General features: G+C 52.4%; 15 protein-coding genes. 4 read left to right on the top strand and 11 right to left on the bottom strand.

Going from position 1 to position 18,737, the window contains the following annotated elements:
* Positions 1 to 43: 43 nt before the first annotated feature.
* Positions 44 to 742 (top strand): DUF2232 domain-containing protein, encoded by a 699-nt coding sequence (locus tag VPK24_RS12900; protein ID WP_393013923.1) that lies wholly within the window; start codon positions 44 to 46, stop codon positions 740 to 742.
* A 98-nt stretch (positions 743 to 840) separates the two neighbouring features.
* Entirely contained in the window at positions 841 to 2,016 is a 1,176-nt protein-coding gene (gene cobT, locus VPK24_RS12895; protein ID WP_393014190.1) for a nicotinate mononucleotide-dependent phosphoribosyltransferase CobT, read from the top strand.
* Between the two features lie 37 nt (positions 2,017 to 2,053).
* Here cobT and VPK24_RS12890 read toward each other — a convergent pair whose 3' ends face one another.
* Positions 2,054 to 2,461: a DUF3110 domain-containing protein gene (locus VPK24_RS12890; protein ID WP_393013921.1), complete on the bottom strand. Its 408-nt coding sequence runs from the start codon at positions 2,459 to 2,461 to the stop codon at positions 2,054 to 2,056.
* 1 nt (position 2,462) lies between these two features.
* On the opposite strand from VPK24_RS12890, the gene VPK24_RS12885 reads away from it, so the two are divergent.
* Positions 2,463 to 2,609: a hypothetical protein gene (locus tag VPK24_RS12885; RefSeq protein WP_393013920.1), complete on the top strand. Its 147-nt coding sequence runs from the start codon at positions 2,463 to 2,465 to the stop codon at positions 2,607 to 2,609.
* A gap of 46 nt (positions 2,610 to 2,655) precedes the next feature.
* Here VPK24_RS12885 and VPK24_RS12880 read toward each other — a convergent pair whose 3' ends face one another.
* The 3 genes from VPK24_RS12880 to VPK24_RS12870 all read right to left on the bottom strand — a co-directional run bounded on the left by VPK24_RS12880 (position 2,656) and on the right by VPK24_RS12870 (position 10,614).
* A complete protein-coding gene (locus tag VPK24_RS12880; protein WP_393013918.1) occupies positions 2,656 to 5,430 on the bottom strand; it encodes an EAL domain-containing protein in 2,775 nt (924 codons plus the stop codon).
* Positions 5,431 to 5,565: 135 nt separating this feature from the next.
* Positions 5,566 to 6,762, bottom strand: coding sequence for a hybrid sensor histidine kinase/response regulator (locus VPK24_RS12875; protein ID WP_393013916.1), 1,197 nt, complete (start codon positions 6,760 to 6,762; stop codon positions 5,566 to 5,568).
* Positions 6,763 to 6,813: 51 nt separating this feature from the next.
* Positions 6,814 to 10,614 (bottom strand): GAF domain-containing protein, encoded by a 3,801-nt coding sequence (locus tag VPK24_RS12870; RefSeq protein WP_393013914.1) that lies wholly within the window; start codon positions 10,612 to 10,614, stop codon positions 6,814 to 6,816.
* Positions 10,615 to 11,655: 1,041 nt separating this feature from the next.
* Between VPK24_RS12870 and VPK24_RS12865 the strand changes: the two genes are divergently transcribed.
* Positions 11,656 to 12,630, top strand: a complete 975-nt coding sequence (locus VPK24_RS12865; protein WP_393013912.1) for an aldo/keto reductase — start codon at positions 11,656 to 11,658, stop codon at positions 12,628 to 12,630.
* A 17-nt stretch (positions 12,631 to 12,647) separates the two neighbouring features.
* On the opposite strand, the gene VPK24_RS12860 is transcribed toward VPK24_RS12865, so the two are convergent.
* The 7 genes from VPK24_RS12860 to VPK24_RS12830 form a co-directional block, all read right to left on the bottom strand.
* Complete coding sequence (locus tag VPK24_RS12860; RefSeq protein WP_393013910.1) at positions 12,648 to 13,268, bottom strand: CHAT domain-containing protein; 621 nt, start codon at positions 13,266 to 13,268, stop codon at positions 12,648 to 12,650.
* A complete protein-coding gene (locus tag VPK24_RS12855; RefSeq protein WP_393013908.1) occupies positions 13,184 to 14,230 on the bottom strand; it encodes a tetratricopeptide repeat protein in 1,047 nt (348 codons plus the stop codon). Before VPK24_RS12855 ends, VPK24_RS12860 begins: the two co-directional genes overlap by 85 nt.
* Positions 14,231 to 14,367: 137 nt before the next feature.
* Entirely contained in the window at positions 14,368 to 14,823 is a 456-nt protein-coding gene (locus tag VPK24_RS12850) for a type II toxin-antitoxin system VapC family toxin (RefSeq protein WP_393013906.1), read from the bottom strand.
* The gene (locus VPK24_RS12845) at positions 14,820 to 15,068 is read right to left on the bottom strand and encodes a hypothetical protein (protein WP_393013904.1); all 249 of its coding nucleotides are present in this window, start codon (positions 15,066 to 15,068) and stop codon (positions 14,820 to 14,822) included. The genes VPK24_RS12850 and VPK24_RS12845 overlap by 4 nt, the downstream gene beginning before the upstream one ends.
* Before the next feature lie 42 nt (positions 15,069 to 15,110).
* Positions 15,111 to 15,962: a Uma2 family endonuclease gene (locus tag VPK24_RS12840; protein ID WP_393013902.1), complete on the bottom strand. Its 852-nt coding sequence runs from the start codon at positions 15,960 to 15,962 to the stop codon at positions 15,111 to 15,113.
* A gap of 46 nt (positions 15,963 to 16,008) precedes the next feature.
* On the bottom strand, positions 16,009 to 17,145 hold the full coding sequence (locus VPK24_RS12835; RefSeq protein ID WP_393013900.1) for a tetratricopeptide repeat protein: 1,137 nt from the start codon (positions 17,143 to 17,145) through the stop codon (positions 16,009 to 16,011).
* A gap of 9 nt (positions 17,146 to 17,154) precedes the next feature.
* Positions 17,155 to 18,468 (bottom strand): tetratricopeptide repeat protein, encoded by a 1,314-nt coding sequence (locus tag VPK24_RS12830; protein WP_393013899.1) that lies wholly within the window; start codon positions 18,466 to 18,468, stop codon positions 17,155 to 17,157.
* Positions 18,469 to 18,737: the final 269 nt, after the last annotated feature.

The raw sequence follows: 18,737 nt of genomic DNA, 5'->3' as shown, positions 1-18,737 counted from the left end.
GGCCACTTGATCACACACCAATCTTCATCAATTGATTCAGCCCATGACTGTTTCCCCTCCCCGATCGCCCGCCGATTTACCTCCCGAGCCGGAGAACCACCCACTTCAGCCTCCCCGCACAGACACGATCGCCCCATTGGCCCTGGTGGAAACAGCCTTCCTAGCCAGTGCCGCCAGCCTCATCTGGTTAGTCAATTTCTATTTCCCCCTTGGGCCGGCGCTCCGGGTCTTTTTTTCCCTCCCGATCGCCTTGGTTTACCTCCGATGGGGATCCCGATCGGCTTGGATGGCGGCCATTGTGTCCGGACTCTTGCTATCGGTGCTGATGGGCCCGCCTCGCAGCATCCAATACGTGATGCCCTATGGACTTCTGGGGGTCTTGCTAGGCTGTCTATGGCGGCGCGGCGTAGGCTGGGGACGTTCGATTGCCCTGGGAACGCTCCTGAGTGCCACAGGACTGTTTTTCCGAATCGCATTGGTTTCCACCCTGCTTGGGGATGATCTGTGGACTTATGTCACCGTACAGGTCACCGGCTTGCTGGAGTGGGGAGCCACCCGGTTGGGTCTGCTTTGGCGGCCGGAACTGGGAGCGGTTCAAGGGGCAACGGTTTTGATGATCCTGGTCAATGCAGCCGTGTATGTGTTCGCGGTGCATTTGGTCTCCTGGGCCGTCTTTGAACGGTTGGGTCTGCGGTTGCCGCCGCCGCCGCGCTGGGTTCAAACCTTACTCGAGATAGACTAGGAGCGCTTGATCAGGCGATCTGCGCTATGGCAATGATGCAGCCACAGGATATTCAGCCATTGTCGATCGATCAATTGCCAGCGGATAACTGCGACTCGATGCTGCCCCCGTCGTTGCAAATTTTGGCGGGGGGCGATCGAGCACGGGCTTGGGTGCAATCACGACGCGGCCAGCAACCCCTGTTTAGCTGTGTGTTGGGGTTCACAGAAACGGGATTGATTCCGGGCATTTCTGCGGCCGGGGCCACTCCGGCCGATCGCCGCTACACGGCCCTGGCCGATGCGGAATTTTTGGTGAATGGGCCCAGGGGCAATCCGGCCTATCCGCTCCCTCCCTTGGCTGGGGGAGCCTCACCGGTTTTGATTTCTCGGGCCATTTTGGAATCTCTCCATTGGCGATTGCGTGTGATTAATGCGGGGCTACAGGATTTGCCCTCCATTCCCCACATCCGTATGGGCGGACTGCCGGCCCGCTGTTTAAGCACGGGCTATGCGCTCGATCGGGCCGTGGTGGAGCAGCTCTTTGCGGCGGGCTATCGTTTGGGACAACAGCTCGCCACCGAGGGCAACCCCCTGCCGCCGGATTATTTGCTGATTTCTGAATGCGTTGTGGGCGGCACTAGCACGGCCTTGGCGGTCTTGTTGGGACTGGGGATTGATGCCACCAACCGGGTCAACAGCAGCCATATTTTCTGTAACCATGCCCAGAAATTGGACTTGGCCCTTACGGGCTTGCGGCGCTCGGGTCTGGGCGAGTGGCATCCCGATCGCCAATGCGTGCAAGGATCCCTCGACCAAGATCCGCTGGCCGTGGTAGCGGCGGTGGGCGACCCCATGCAACCGGTGGCGGCAGGCATGGCCCTTGCGGCCAGCCAGATCAGCGATGTGCTGTTGGCGGGGGGAACACAAATGTTGGCGGTCTATGCCCTGGCCCGGGCGATCGCCCAACGCCGACAATTGCCCTGGAAACCAGAGGCGATCGCCGTTGGCACAACCCGCTGGGTGGCCTGCGATGCCAGCGGCGACACCCTTGGCCTGGCCAAGGCGATCGCCCCACCAGAGGAGGAACCCATCCTGCTCACAACTTTGCTGAATTTTGCCCAGTCCACTTGGACGCAATTACGAGCTTATGAAGCCGGATTTGTGAAGGAAGGAGTTGGGGCTGGCGGGGCGGCCATCGCGGCCAGTTGTGCCGCCGGTTGGGACAGTGAGCGCTGTCTCCAGGCAATTGAAGGGTTGCTCAGTCGCTGGTCAACGGTGCTGCATAATCCCTAGTGAATTTGACCCGATTGGACATCGAGGGCAGGAATTTCTAGAGCAATCCCTCCAATCGCCGTCGGATTCGCTCTAGCTCAGCGGCACTCATGGATCCGGCATCCTCTTCACTGGGCGCGGGGGGGGCTTCCCCTTCCACTTGCCAACTCATTTCATCGGTCGATCGATTGGTCTCCATCGGGATTGCCAATTCCCCTTGGGCCACCAATTGGCACTCGTAGCCGGCCTCTTTGCAAAACTCCCGCACTTCGTCATCCTCGATCGGCTCCACGGTAGCCAGGGGAAAATCCTGGGCCTCCAGCAAGCCCGCGTAGCGAGTGGCATCGTCCTCATCTTCAAACATCAGAACGCAGTTGCGTTCCACACCTTCCCCATCTCGCAGCCAAATGCTGTAGATTCCTTCATTTTCGGTGCGGGCGTTGAAGAGCAAAACGAAGACGCGCATAGTGAATCGTGAAATTGACCAAGGACACAACCCGATCGCCCGCAAGGGTCGCAGCCAGCCAACGGGCGATCGGGCGGTTAGCGCCTATCATCTTAAGGGGTCTGACGGTGGAATTTGCGAACAGCGACATTTGCCAACCGTTATTTAACCCAGCCTCTGACTGCCGTTGATTAACGCTTCCTCCACCCCATCCCCTAAATCGACGAACTGGGACAAGGCCCCGATCGGGACTGGTCATGGCTCACCAAGCTTTGATTAACCACACTTCGCCGCTCCTCTTCGACCAATTCGGGATTTAAGCCTTGGGTAAAGAACTGGTCCTCAATCTCCTGCGGCGGAAGCGGCTTGGCAAACCAATAACCTTGGCCAAATTCACAGCCCAATTGTTCCAGCCACCGCAATTGCTGCTGGGTTTCCACCCCCTCCGCCACCACATCCAAACCCAACTGATTGCTCAAGGCGACGATTGTGCTAACCACCTGGAAATTGCGATTTCCCTTTTCCATTTGTCCCACAAATGATCGGTCAATTTTTAAATAGTCAGCGGGCAAGCGATGCAAATAGCTCAAGGATGAGTAGCCCGTCCCAAAGTCATCAATGCTGATTTGAATATGGTGACGTTTTAGCTCCGTCAACAGCTCGATCGTTTGATTAATATCTTCAATTAACATACTCTCCGTAATTTCTAGAGTCAGATAATGCGGTTCTAAACCCACTTCATCTAGCGTTTGCAAGATTTCTGAAACCATCGTCGGTTTTCGCAATTCCTGCGCCGAAAGATTCACACTCATCTTCAAGGGCGCAAACTCTGGAAAAGACCGCTGCCAGTGCAGCAACTGTTGGCAAGCTTGGCGTAAAATCCACCGACTGAGCTGTTGAATCACGCCCGTTTCTTCCGCCACCGGGATGAATTCTGCCGGAGAAATCCAGCCCCGCGTTGCATGGTGCCAGCGAGCCAAAGCCTCAAATCCCACCAATTGACCTTTGGCTAAATTAATCACCGGTTGATAGTAAACTCGAAATTCTTCTTGAGTTAGGGCCTTGCGTAAATCGGTTTCCAAGGTCAGGCGATTAATCGCCTGGTGATGCATTTCTGTTCCAAAAATCTTATAGGTACTGCGCCCCGATGACTTAGCGCGGTACATCGCAATATCTGCATCCCGCAATAGATCTGACGGGTGATCGTAGTCAGCACTGCCCAACACAACTCCAATACTGGCAGTAATCACAATTTCATAGTCATCAATGGCGATCGGTTTTTCAAAGCTGCTGAGAATTCCCTCCGCCGTTCGCGCTGCTGCATCTAAACTCTCCAAATCTTCTAATAAAATAACGAATTCATCTCCCCCCACTCGAGCTAGGAAATCACTAAAGCGCAAATAGCTTTTTAGATTTTGGGCCATTTGAATGAGCAGGCGATCGCCAATTAAGTGCCCCAAACTATCGTTAATCACCTTGAATTGATCTAGATCTAAAAACAGCACCGCATAGCGATAACTGCTGACCCGCTTTGAACGGTTAATGGCCAACTCCAAGCGTTCCGTTAAGAGCGATCGATTCGGCAGATCCGTCAACAAATCATGTAGGGCATTGTGCAGAATTTGGGCTTCGGCTCGCTTCAGGGCGCTGATATCCGTCACAGTGCCCACATAGCCCACCACCTGATCTTGGGCATCGTATTCCGCCACCACTTGTCCAAAAACCCAAGGTTCTTCATGGCAATCACTGCGCAAGCGATATTCCAACTGAAAGGGCCGCTGTTCGTTCACAAATCGCTGCCATTCGTCTTGGAATTTCACCTGATCATCCGGGTGAATGTAATCTAGCCAACCCATCCCCATGGCCGCTCGGGTGGAGTAACCCGTAATCTGCGACCATCGTTGATTCACGTAAAGACATTGATGGTTGGCATCCGTGCGAAAAATTCCAACGGGCACTGCATTGGCCAGGTTGATGTATCGCTGTTCACTCTCCCGCAGTCGCACTTCCGTTTGTCGTCTTTCGTTTAGCTCCGTTTGCAATTGATGATAGGCCTGGGCCTGCTGAAGGGCGATCGCCAATTGTGTTGAAAGCTGTTTTAAAAATTCCTGTTCTTCACTGGGCCAATACTCTGAACCTTGGCAGTTAATGACGCTTAAAAATCCCCAGAGCTTTTCATTTTGCAAGATGGGCACGGCAAGCTGTTGGCAGGGCGTAGCTCGCGAAACTTGCTCAGGGCAATCGGTCATTAAATCCTGAAAATGAACTGTGGTATCGTCCTCTTTTTCAAGCTGACAGGCCTGCAGTTTTACGCGGCTCAGATGAATTTGATCGCGATCTTTTAAGAGCGGAACCATGGTCGGATCCTGGGCAGCAGCCACGACTGTGGCCACTTGGTGATTTTGATCCGTAATCAAGGATTGTAATTGCCAAATTGCAACCGCACGGCACTGGAAGAGCTGTTGCACTTCTTGAACCGTTGTTTCAACAATTTCATTGAAGTCAAAGGACGCGCAAATCTGGGTAGCAATAATTGATAAAACCCGATCGCGCTCGGCCTTTGCTTGGAGCGCTGCGGTGCGGGTTTGAACTTGTTGTTCAAGGTCAATATAGGTTTGTTTAATTCGCAACATTGACTGCACGCGCGCTCGCAGTTCAATGCCGTTAATGGGCTTAGTAATAAAGTCATCGGCCCCAGCCGCCATGCAGCGGGCTAAGTCCTTTTTTTCCGTTAGCGCTGTGACAATGACGATCGGGACGGTGTGCCAATCGGGCATGGCTTTGATGCGAGCGCAAACCTCGATCCCGTCCAACCCTGGCATCATCACATCCAGCAGGATTACATCCGGTTGAAAGAGATCTAGGGACGCAAGGGCATCAATGCCGTTGGAAACATAGTGTAACTGGTAGGGGCGATCGCTCAGTAACGATTCAATGACATCGAAATTATCCGGCTCATCGTCAACTACCAGAACTGAACTGTAAGCCATGACTGCGTGATCATAAATGAGGAAAAGACAACGGAAGCAAAGATTTTCTCTATCTTAACCTGTTTCCCGTATTGTTCCTGTGATCTCGTGCCTGCCATTGAAAGTTAACTGTCCAGTCATGAACAAGCACCAAACCTAAACCATGGCCATTTGAAGTTGAACTGCGAGGGGTAATTTTGCCGTAACCGTGGTTTCTTGATCCACAACACTTTGGATGAGGAGTGAGCCACCATAGCGATCAATCAATTTTTGAACGATCGCCAACCCTAAACCGAGTCCCTGTTGTTCATAACTGCGGCGCTCAAATTGAATAAATGCTCCAACTTGAGCAATTTGCAATTCAGTCATACCACGCCCTTGATTTGTAATGGATAAGTACAGCCAGGAATCCATAGCCTCCGTTTTAATCGTAATCGGCGTACCTGCCTGGGAAAACTTGATGGCATTGTCCAGCAATTCTTCAACAATGGTTTGCAAATGCTTGATCGACATGGACAGTTGCGCGGTAGCCAAATTCAAAACTAAATCAGCCGATCGCTTGACCGAGTTAGTCTGAGATGCTGAAGCATTGGCAATCCATTCCGCACTGTCGATCGTTTCCAGCGCAATCTCGGGAGTTGTCGCTCCGGCATTGGCTGCCATGCCTGAATTGCTCACCAATTTCAGACTACTGTCACGAACGAGTTGAATGTAGTTCAGGTAGCGACGACTGACCCGCTCTAGGCGCATGGTTGAGGTTTTAGCAAGTTGCAATAGCTCTGCAATTTCCTCATGATCCATGTCCTCATGTTCCTCGATCAGGATTCCCAGAACACCAAAAATTCCATTTAGAGGGGTATTTAATTCGTGAGGCAAACTCATCGACAAACTGCCTCGCAACTCATCAAGACTACCCTGGAGAATATCAATCGTTCTTTCTTGTAATTGGGATAGTTCTTGAATGCTTTGATACTGCTGCCGAATACGCAGCATCGATTGCACTCGCGCCCTTAATTCTGTGCTGTTAACCGGCTTGCTGATAAAGTCATCGGCTCCTGCTTGGATGCAGCGAGCTAGATCTTCTTTATCACTGAGAGCAGTGACCATAATAATTGGCACTGATTTCCATTCGGCCATCGCCTTAATTTTTTGGCAGGTGGTGATCCCGTCTAGCTCGGGCATCATCACGTCCAACAAAATGACATCGGGCTGGAAAACATGTAGAGATTTCAGCGCCTCTAGACCATTCCAGGCATAGTGGAGTTGATAGTCCCGATCGCTCAAAAAAGCTTCAATAACGTCAAAGTTATCCGGCTCATCATCAACAACTAAAATGGAAGGAATGGTCATCATTTGTCTCCTGCTATTCTGTGCTCTTCCAAGAGATTTCCGCGTCATGCCCCGTTATCTGGCAGATAATAGCTCTTGGATCTTGACTGCTAGTTGCTTGAGCTTGATTGGCTTTGTGAAGTAGTCATTTGCACCCGCACTGAGACAGCGTTCTCGATCGCCTGGCATCGCCAACGCTGTGAGAGCAATCATTATTGTACTCGCCAGCTCTGGGGTTTGTCTAATTTGCCGCATTGCCGCTAAGCCGTCCAGATTGGGCATTTGAATATCCATGAGGATGAGATCGGGATGGTGAAATTTAGCCATCTCGATCGCTTGCGCACCATCCTTTGCTAGCAGAATCTGGTAGTTTTTGGCCTTTAAGTAGCTAGAGATGGTATTAACATTGGCTTCATTATCCTCCACCAGCAAGATCACGGGTGGGCGGGGCTGTTCCATCGCAATTGTGGTTGAGGAAGTCTCCAGTTGGGGCACAGAAACCGTCACCGGCGCATTCGCCAATTCCATCACCGGAAAACAAACTTCAAAGCAGCTCCCAACCCCTACTTCACTGGTGACAGACACCAGTCCTTGATGCATTTCCACCATGCGCTTCACTAACGATAAGCCCAGCCCCGTTCCAGCATATTGACGACTGAGCGAGCTATCAATCTGAATAAAAGGTTTAAAGAGTTTTTCAAGATCAACAGCAGAAATTCCAATCCCTGTATCTGTTACCTTGAAGGAAATTAGCGATTGGGGCCCCTTCGTGCTTTGGGCATGAGTATCTTGAATTTCCGTAGACTGAGAATCGAGATTAGTAAAGTACTTTAAGGTGTTAGTGGGTCGTTCAAAAATCTGCGAAACCGTTAAGGCCACTTGCCCTCCATCGGCAGTGAACTTAATGGCATTGCTCAACAAATTAATTAGCACCTGACGTACTCGGCGCTCATCCACAAAAATATCCGGGAGGTTGGGCTGAATAGTCACCCCAAGCTGAATTTGTTTTTTCAACGCCTGTTGCTTAACAAAGGTAATGGTTGCTTGACAGAGTTGATTGATTTGGGTAGGTGCTCGATTCAAAAGAATCTGACCTGATTCAATTTTGGCCAGATCTAGAATGTCATTAATTAGCTCCAGCAAATGCGTGCCACTGCGCTCGATTGTTTTCAGAGCTTGCCCTTGGCGGTTATTAATTTCTCCATAAATTCCATCTTGAATAACTTCAGCCATGCCCAAAATTGCATTCAAAGGGGTGCGCAACTCGTGGCTCATATTGGCCAAAAATTCATCCTTGAGCTTCGTAGCCTTGGCCAATTGCAAATTACTTTCTTGCAGTTGGGCATAGAGTTCCGATTGCTGAATAGCGATCGAGCATTGTTCAGCCAACCGTTGCATAAATTCCACTTCCCCAGTACACCAATAGCGCTGGGAACTGCACTGATGGGCAATTAACAGCCCCCACAGTTGATTAGATTTTTGCTCAATAATTGGAACGGCAAGCTTAGCTCGAATTTGCAGGGTTTGCATGAAGCTAGACAGGCATTTTGCCAAATGCTCATGATCCCGATCGGTAATGGTACAAACATAACCGTTCATATATTTCTGATAACAACTATCCGGGAAAACCTCTGCACTAAATTCCATACCCAAGAGGCTAGGGCAATGATCAATTCGAGATTCAGCAACGATTTTGCCGCTACTTTGTTCATAGACTTTATAAATCACAACTCGATCGGCAAATAAAATTTGTCGAGCCTCTTCCGCCGTATTAGACAAAACAGATTCCAACTCCAAGGATTGTCGAATTCGTCGGATCACGGAACTGAGCACTTTTTCCTTTTCAAATAGCCGCCGAAACTGTTCCTCACTACTTTTAAGCGCTGTTGTTCGCTCCAGCACTTTTGCTTCCAAATCTTGATTGAGTTGTTGCAGTGCTGCTTCCGATTTTTTCTGATTGGTAATATCCGTGATCGTGGTGATGTAGCCCACCACTTCTTCATGGTCAGAATATTCGGGCACGGATTGGGCCAGCACCCAACAAACGCCAGCTTGATAACGCTGAATTCGGTATTCCAGCGAAAAGGGCTGTTGTTGTTTGCGGTAATGACGCATTTCTTCAATTACCCAGGCGCGATCGTCCGGATGAATTGAACGTTCCCAGCCAATTTGATGAATAACCCTCGCTGCTAGTCCCAAAATGTCGCAGAATCGTTGGTTAATATAAAGGCTTTTCCCCTTTAGATTAGTTCGAATAATTCCTACAGGAATTGCTTTGGCTAAGCTGACATAGCGACGCTCACTCGCTCGTAATTTTTCTTCGGTTTGTCGTCGTTCATGGAGTTCCGTTTGCAGTTGTTCATAGGCTGTTGCCTGCTGAATGGCAATCTCCAAATGCATGGCTAAATGCTGCACCAGTTGAATATCTTCTGATCGCCAATAGCGCGAATGATTACTTTCTACAACGGCCAGCAGTCCCCAAAAATTTTCCTGCTGAAACAGGGGAATCAAAATCTTGGCGCGCACTTGCAACCGCTCAAGTAATTGACGATGGCAAGGGGTCATTTGTGCGGCATAGATATCATTCACAACGCGCACATGGCCTTGCTTAGTCAGGGGGCTGAGTCCTTCCATGAAGCAACAGTCTTTCACGGAGTTGGTGGGCACGGCCAAACTGGGATCTAGCAAAGCCACCGCCGCAATGACCATCGTTTGATCGGCTTGGAATTGCCAAATTTCAGCGCGATCGGACTGAACCAGGTTTCGCAGTTCTTGAACTGTAGAGTTTAAAATTTCCGATAAATTTAAAGACGATCGAATTTGGGAAGCCACGTTGGCAATTAATCGATCGCGCTCCGCCTGTCGCTGCAAAGATGCTGTGCGATCGATAATTTGTTGTTCCAACTCAGAAGTTCGCTGCTCTAAAAGGGCCAATTTTTCTGCTTCTAGTTGAGAAAATTTGTGCTCTAGGCTCATGCTCCATTGATATAGCTCTGAGGAATTCAGTAGTTTCAAAATGCTTCGTTGAGTCACCAAACCCAAGAGTGATCCATCATCACGCACCACCACGATTTGCTGAATATCCTGGCGGGTCATAAATTGTTGCGTCAACAACAGCGAATCTTGAGGCCGAACCGGCTTTTCAATCGCCTGCATGACATCTTCAACAATCACTTGCTCCGCCGACAAACCGAGGGTCTGAAGTTGAACCAAATCCGACTCAGTAATCATCCCCACCGGTTTGGGAATCGGTGGATAGTCAGCCGCTAAGGTATCCGGCTCTTGGAACTGCATCAGCACCACACAATCCGTATCCTGTTCTGCCATCAAATGAGTGATCTGAGCGATGCTGGCCCTAGTAGTTTCACAGGCTACTTCAGTTACCAAAGCATCCGCAACGGAACGCGACCGCAACCAATCCACAGGGTTGGTAATTTGCCGCAATCCTTCATCATTTAATAACCCAATGAGCTGCCCTTGATCATCCACTAAAGGCAGATATTCCAAACCAAACTGATCCATTAAATTAATAGCAACCAGCGCATTTTTAAATTCTGATTGCCTTAAAACACAGGGAATGGGCGACATCACTTCGCCCACTTTGACCTGATGAAGATTCACCCCTTTGGCCAGCAGCCGAACCACCGTTCGATCGCTCAAAATTCCGCAGAGCTGACCCCGATCGACCACCACCACACAGCGAACCTTCGTATCCGGTAAATCAACCGCCGCAGTCTCGGAACTCAACGGCGAATGACTAGCCCCCAATCGATCGCCCCCCAAGCCACTAGGTTCCCGATCGTCCAAGGCCAAATTCGGCTCAGCAATTGTTTGAATTTGATCGCCCGCTGTCACCGCAGCAGATCCATTCAGCAAGGAGTCTGAAACATGCGTTGCCAAAGTGTCATCCGCTGGCCAACTGTTCTTTGAATGAGCAGAGTCGGCGATTAGTTCTTGATTAGAAAATTCAAGATGGATAATCGGGCGGTGATGATCATAATTTGGTGCATTCAGAGAGCAAGATCGGCAATTTTGATACATTTGCCCAATGGCATCCCAAAGGCTCGTGTCCAATTCAACCTGGATTTGATGTCGCATAATGGCTTGATCCGCTTCTGCGTTCACGAGCAAGTTAGTAGCCATAATCTTAGCGATAAGCCCTAAATCCCAGAAACACCGAGATTATCTTATTATCCTTTTAAACAAAAATTAGCAAACCTTGATGGCCATCCTTGCCACAAAAATTAGCAATTACTTTCTTGTTAAATTACATTAATATTTTCGATCAGAACCAAAGGGTATTTTAGGGAAATGAAACCCAAAATCGAGAAATTTATAGTTCAGATCAAAAAATCGACGAGAATCTTAAACCCAATTGAGTTTCGAGACGCATTTTATACATTCAAGAACTTTGGTTTTTATCATTCAGCCATCAATTCGCTGGGGGCGAAATGATTCAACTATCGACAGGCTTAGCTAGGACGCTCAAGATCAATTTACCCCGCTGAAATCCCTGAAAACACTGAGCATATTCGGCCAGGTGGCTGGATCATCCCCGAAACCAGCCGATCGAGTCGGCAGATCCAGCGCCCGGGTTAAACCAGCAACGCCAGGGGACGAACCAAAACGATTCACAAAACCGGCTCCTGACGGGCATCACCCGATCGAACACCGTTCCCTCCCCAAACGGGCAAAATTTCGATCGTTCTTTACCTTTAATATGCCCAACCGGAGTCCAAGAAATCGCCTAGGGGATAACTCCCAGGAGACGATGATTGAGCCTAAGCGTGGGGGGTGCTGAGTCGGATCAAACGGGATAGCATCAACCCATGGTCTCGCCGAACCACTTCGGTTGTTGGTCTAGGGCCGGAATCCCCACTCCTTTAGGATGGGGAAGATGTCAACAGACTCGGACTCATGCAGAATTCGGCGATCGCCCTGCCCGTGATGGGTTGCGGCACTTGGGCTTGGGGCAACCGGCTACTCTGGGGTTATGACGAAACCATGGACAGCGAGTTGCAGCAGGTGTTTAACCACTGCATGGCGGCCGGCGTGACGCTGTTTGACACGGGCGATTCCTACGGCACGGGACGGCTGAACGGCCGCAGTGAGCAACTTTTGGGGCAATTTGCCCGGGACTATCAGGGCCCTCAGGGCGATCGCCTCTGTTTGGCCACCAAACTCGCGGCCTATCCTTGGCGACTGACCCGGGGATCCATGGTCAAGGCCTGTGCAGCTTCAGCCCAGCGCCTGGGGCGAGTGGACTTGGCCCAACTGCACTGGTCCACGGCCAACTATGCTCCCTGGCAAGAATGGGCCCTGCTGGATGGGCTGTGCGACCTTTACGAACAAGGACTGGTGCGCGGCGTGGGCCTCTCGAACTTTGGGCCCCAGCGGTTACAACAGGTTCACCGCCGATTCCAAGAACGCGGCATCCCGATCGCCACGTTGCAAGTGCAATATTCCTTGCTGTCCACCTACCCGGTCACGGAATTGGGACTGAAGGACACCTGCGATGAACTAGGAATCAAACTGATTGCCTATAGCCCTCTGGGGTTGGGTTTGCTCACGGGTAAATACAACCCCCAAACGATCCTCCCAAAGGGAATTCGCGGAGTGCTGTTTCGGCAACTATTACCGGGACTGCAACCCTTGCTCGACTGCCTGGGAGCGATCGCCCAAGCAAGGGCCAAAACCATTGCCCAAGTGGCGCTGAACTGGTGCATCGCCAAGGGCGCTATGCCAATTCCTGGGGCCAAATCCCTGATTCAGGCCAAGGAAAACACAGGGGCGATCGGCTGGTTGCTGGATGCGGGCGAAGTGGCCGAACTCGATCGGGTGGCGGCGGGCCTCGATCGGGTGATGGTGCAAAACATTTTCCAGTCGCGATAGTGGTTGCTGCTCGATCCTCACCAGCTATTGCCCGTAAGCACAAAGGGCGACCAGTAGAACGGGTGGGCGGGCTGGTTCACCTCGCCCGATCGGGTCAGTTCCCCTTTCAAAAAGGCGACTTGGGATTGGCGCAGGGCTTCGGCTTTGGTCAGCTTGGGATCGGCGGCGAGGCGGCGATAGAACTCCCGCATCAGCAGGCTGGTGGAGCGATCGTTCACGTTCCACAGGCTGGCCAGGATCGCCTTGGCGCGATCGCCCCGGGTGAAGGAATAGGCCAAACTGTTGATTTCTCGACCATCGGCCCCGCGCAGTCCTGTTTCGTCGGGGTCGCCGGTTAAGGCCGTTTCGCAGGCCGACAACACCACCAAATGCACGTTGCGCAAGCCGCGCAGGTCTTCGACTTGTGGCAGTGAAATTTGCTCATTCTCCTGGCCTAAGAGCAGAAAGGATTCGTCTGCACTGACTGGGCTGAAGCTGCCATGGGTGGCCAGGTGCAGAATCCGGTTATTGGACAGGCTGGCGGATCGCAGGCGCTCGTACGTGAAGCCCTCATTCAAGTAGGTGGAGCCGGGATAAAAACCACCTTGGGGATCGGGGCGATCGACTTCTCGGACGATCGCATCGACTTCATCGGCCACATGGGGCAGGGGTTTGAACTGGCCATGGCCCGTGGTGCGTCCAATTGGGTGGTCCACAGCACCCACAGGCGGCCGCGTTTGTCGGGGGTTTCACTGGGACGCTGCACGATCGTTTGAATCACGATCGTGCCCGGCTGTTGGCTCACCACTTCGGCCGCAGCGGTTCGCAGTTCTTCGGGGTCTTGGATGCCGCGTTCTTTGCGTTGGCGAACTTGTTCAGCAACTTGGGCTACGGCCTGTTGAAATTCCTGGGTGAGTTTGTCGTATTGCTGTTGCAAGTCTGGGCTGCAATTGCTGTTGCAGGCGGCTAATTTTTGGGCGAAGTCAATGATTCCGTTGTGCTTATCCAGAATGGCTTTTTCGCCATCCGTGAAGCTGATGGTTCCTAGTTCACTGACGGTGGCTCTTGTGCCTTGGTTGTAGTTACTGAGTTCTTGGATCACCAACAAATCAAGGACGCGCTCGGCTTCTGCAAATCGCCCTTGATTAATCAATAAATTGGCAAGTATCCGATAAGTGCCAGCCACTTTTTCGGTGTAGGATTTCTGTTGTTCTGGGCTAAGGGCGCGGTTATCTTTGCGAATGGCTTCGTAAACATCAACGGATTTCTTAAATAGGGCGATCGCGGCGATCGGTTGCTGTTGGGCTTCGAGCACAAAACCGATGTTGTTGAGGGTTTGGGCTACACCTGCGCGATCGCCCACTTCCTTGAGAATTGCTAGGGCTTGGTGGAATTGCTCCAGCGCTTGCGGGTATTGACCTAAATCTTGATAAACTGCACCGATGTTGTTGAGTGTTACGCCTTCACCTACACTATCTTTTGCAGCGCGACAAGGGTCTCGGGCTTGTTGGAATAAACCAATCGCTTCCCTAAAACGACCTGCCCGATAAAGCTGAATCGCCTGTTGATTCAAGCGCAGCGTTTCAACTCGACGCTCATCGACTTGTTTATTTGCAGACAATTCCCCTTGAACTGTCCGCGACTCCAGCGCCCCCACCGGACAAGCCCACAACCACGCCCCAACGCCCCCACTAATCCCCACCGCTTCACCATTTCTTTGCCTCTCACAATTAACTGAAAGTATTTATAGAACCCAAATCAAGTGGAAATATGCCAATTTTCCAGCTTTAAAGGAAATGCTTCTTGAATTCTCAGAAAATCACGATCACCAGAAACCACATTAAAATCGTGTTGTATCGCTGTAGCAGCAATCCATAGATCATTTTCGCCAACTCCCAAACTTTCCAATTTAGTTCGCCTCCGCTTGGAGCGCTCCTTTGGCCCAAAATACTCAAAAATAGCAGCTTTCAATTTTCCATAAACTCGACTTGTAACACTATCGATAGGATAAACATCTAAGTCATCAATCAGATCTTCAACAACCGAAAGATTATCGAGAGGATTTGCAGAATTTTCTGCCATGTAAATCAATTCACCTTCAGTAATCACAGAAATACCGATACTTTCAACGCCAACCAACTCAATCTGATCGACGACAGAACGATCATTCGCCAAAATATAGCTACAGTGATTCGTATCAAGGAGATAAGTCAAAATTCTGCCTCACCTCGACTGCTGTGGACTAAATCTAGACAATCTAACAAATCATCCCCTACCCATTTCCCCGCATGACGCAATGGTGACTTTCCTGATCTAGGTCGATAAAATTCCCCCGATGCCAACGCCGTTTGGCGACGCAAATAATCCACCTTCAAAAACTGAATCAGCGCTAACGCCTGCACCACCAAACTGTTAGGCAAATCACCCACTTCTGCAATCAACCGCTCTCGAACCGTCATTAGCCCACTCCACATTTAAAGAACACCCAACCCAAAATCCACTCATTCCAACGCATCCGGATCAACACCCAACTCGCGTAACTTATCCGCAAGTTGCTGACGCTTGGCTTGCTCCAATTGCCAACGCGCCTCCGCCGATCGCGCCTCCGCTTGCACCCGTGCCAACTCCGCCTCCGCTTGCAGCGCCGACTCTTCCGGCGTGGGCAACAACTCCCCCTCCGCACCAAAAAAGCGCAACCGCCCCTCGTGGCAACCCAAATACAACCCCAACGGCTCGCTCCACAACCACCCGCGATCGTTCGGGGCGATCGCCTCATACCGCCCATTCACTAACTGAAACCCCGCCAGTTCTTCACCCCCCTGCGGATCAAACCAAAAATAATTGGGGGTGCGGAAAATATCTTGATAAATTTGCTTTTTCTCGCCGCGATCGATCTCCGCCGTCGAAGGCGACAACAACTCAATAATCACGTGAGGATACTGACCATTTTCGTTCCACACCACCCAACTTTTGCGCGGATGCGGCTCAACCCCCAACACCACAAAAAAGTCCGGCCCCCGAAAATATTCACTCTTCTTTTGGTTAGGGCTGTAATAGATCGTCAGGTTGCCCGCCGCATAGAAATTAGGGCGATCGCGCCAAGCCCACTGCAAACATTGCAACAACAAAATAATTTGGAAAAGATGCAGATCAGATTCCAAGGGCAGCTCACAACTGTCTAAATCAGCAGCAGGCCAAACAATTTGATCAAACTGATCGAACCAAGGGGAAGCCGGATTGCGACCTTCAGCAGTGGCCACCTCAGCCCCCGGCTCGGTGACCGGTTCGATCGCCCCAGCCTCCGAATCAATCACCGGATCAGACGACGAGGCGATCGCAGGCGAAACAGACATAGGCATCCTCCGCAAATGCTGCTCACTCCCAGTCTAGCCACGGCGATCACTGTGATTGGTTGCAAGGCGTGGTGGCGCGATCGCGGAGGTCTTCAGTCACCATCTCGATCGCTTCCACTTGGCTGGTTTCTGATTGCCCTTGATAGATCGATCGCGCCTCCGTCAGCGCCCGCATCGCTTCGGGAAGGTCGTTAATCACCGTCGAAGCCTTCGCCAACATGATCAACGCCTCAGCCCGCGCCGCAGAAGGCGATCTCCCTATTGCAGCCAAGGCCCGCCGCGCCATCTGTTGCGCCTCCTTGCCCCGATTCAGATACAAATAGGCCAACGCCAAACGCATATGCGCCGTGGGATTTCTGATATCGGCTTCCGGCGACAGTTCCTGCACCACCGTCCACCACAGTTCCGGATCGTCCTCCGTCCGACTGACCGACAGGGCCAAATCCACCCGGGCCCAGCGCTGACCATCGGGCATTAGGGTGCGATCGCCCGTAATTTCCGCCCAATCGCGCGCAAAAGTTGGGGCCCACTCATTGGGCAGGGGCAAAACGTGATTGAGGGTGTAGGTGCTGATGGGCTGATTGTTCGCGCCGATCGCCGTTACCCGCAAGCCATAGCGCCGACCGGTTAAGCGGGGGCCACCATAGCGCAGTTGGTTGGCGGTGGTGCTGGTTTGCCAAATCACCACCGCTCGATCGAGATCGACCCATTCCACCCGATAGCGGCGGGCATTGTCCACCCTGGGCCAGGAAAATAACTCCAGCCGGGGCAGAAAGTAGGTTTTGGGGGCAAACTCACAAGTTGCGATCTTCCACAAGTCCGAGTCGCCGTTGCGAGTGTCCGTGCTCCGGCTCATGGTAATGGTGTCGGATGGGTCACAAATCTCCGCCACCGATCGCGATTGGCGCACTTCATCCCAGCGCACCGCCCTCGGCCGCCCTGGACAGCGCACATCGACCCAACTGCGCCGCCCCTGGAGCCGCAACTGATCGGTCGTGTCCAACCATCGATTGGTTCGGCGCGTCAGTCGCTGTTCTCGCTGCCCCGATCGCGTCAATCTCACGTCCCCTTGCCAACTCTCAAGGCTGTAGCTGGTTTGGGCGATCGCGGGATAGCCCGGGGCGATCGCGGCGATCGCACTCAGCAGGCAACCGGTCAGCAACAACAGGCGAGGTCGAATCATGGTTGTGAGCTAGTACGCAGAATTGGCAGGATTAGCAGACTTCGGCGGCTGGGCGTTGGGCTGATCGAGTCGATCGCCCGCTTGCCCTTGCCAGGCATCCCCCTCCGGTGTGCCCAGTTGGGCCGCGTCGTTGGCGCACCGTTCCCAATGGGGCAAGGCCGATCGATAGTCCTGCAACCCATCCAAGGTTTTGGCCATCAGGCAATGGGCCGCGGCGGCGCGATCGGAGCGGTTGATGAAAGGTTCCAGGGCGATCGCCTTTTCCAGCCACGATTCTGCCTCCTCGTAGCGCCCCCGGGCAAACCGGGCCCAACCGAGATTTTTATAGAGACCATAAAGCCCATCGTCCAAGGCGGGATCCTTGGGCATGGGTGCGCTAGCCCGCAGCGCCAACTGCGCAATCACCGCCGCCTGTTCCGGGTCTTTTTTCAACAGATACAGCCGCGACAGGTTACTAGACGCTTGCAAATAAAATTGCCAATCTTCCGAGCTGGCGGTTTTCTCTGGCGGGTTTTTCAGGACTAATCGATAGTGCTGTTGGGCTTGTTCCGGTTCGCTGACTTCATCGGCCAACCGCCCCGCCAGGTAGCGTGCTTCGATCGCCTCAGGTTGAAACAACAGTGCCCGCTCATAACATTCCCCCGCCGTGGCCAAGCGGTTCTCTTTGTAGGCTTTTTCGCCCCAGCGGGTGTATTGTTCCGCCAGCAACGGAAATCCCACTTGGCGCACCGCAATCAGCAACCCCAACAGCGCTAAGGAACCCAAGCAGCCCGCCTCTTGCCAGTAGCGATCACCGATGCCATAGCGAATGAGCTGCCGTTTCAGCCAGGTTTGGCCCGTTTCCGTCACCAGGGTGCGGCCCGTGACCAGGGCGATCGCGCTTTGCCCTGCCACGGCCAACGACCCAAACAAATCCACCCCCGGCACAAAAAACTTGGCGGCAATATCCACAAGCAAGCCCGTTGAGCCGGTCAAAAAGACCGCACTCAGCACATTGGCAAATGGGTCGAATCGTTCCCACCGTTGGGAACTGGGGGTGAGCGATTGCGCATACACCAGGCGATCGACCTCGGCTTGGCGATCAGCGGGGGCGGACTCCAACGCGGCCAGGAGCCGATCGCTCCAGCCGCGCAATTCGAGATCCAACCACCACAATTGCCGCCCCAGTGCCGGAGTGAGCCGATCGGGAGTCTGGGCCAGTTCCGCCGCCACCCGATCGCGCAATTCCAGCAGTTCGATCGCTTCCGCTGGGGTCAACGGCCGGTCGATCGGCAACCGATCCAACGCGCGGCGATAGTCAGTCAACGGCGGCCAGGACTTCATGAACCAAGATTGCAGAACACCTGGCCACAATCTAGCCGCTGGTTTGGGGCGATCGCACCCCTCATCCCCGCCGTGGTTTTTCTAGAATGGGCACAGCAGCGGTTGGAGAAACTGTCACCTAAAAAAACGGGTAATTGGAGACAGCACCGGCACGCGATCGCAAGGTCGCAAGGAGTCTGAACCTCTTATTGGCCATAACCCCCGATCAGGTGGCCAAAGCCAGACCGAAATTAAATTGACCGGAGGCAGTGCGATCGGCCTTGGCTCTG

Source organism: Limnothrix redekei LRLZ20PSL1 (assembly GCF_043235035.1).
GTDB lineage: Bacteria > Cyanobacteriota > Cyanobacteriia > CACIAM-69d > CACIAM-69d > CACIAM-69d.
The sequence above is the reverse complement of the archived record's forward strand: the minus strand, read 5'-3'. Positions and strand labels throughout refer to the sequence as shown.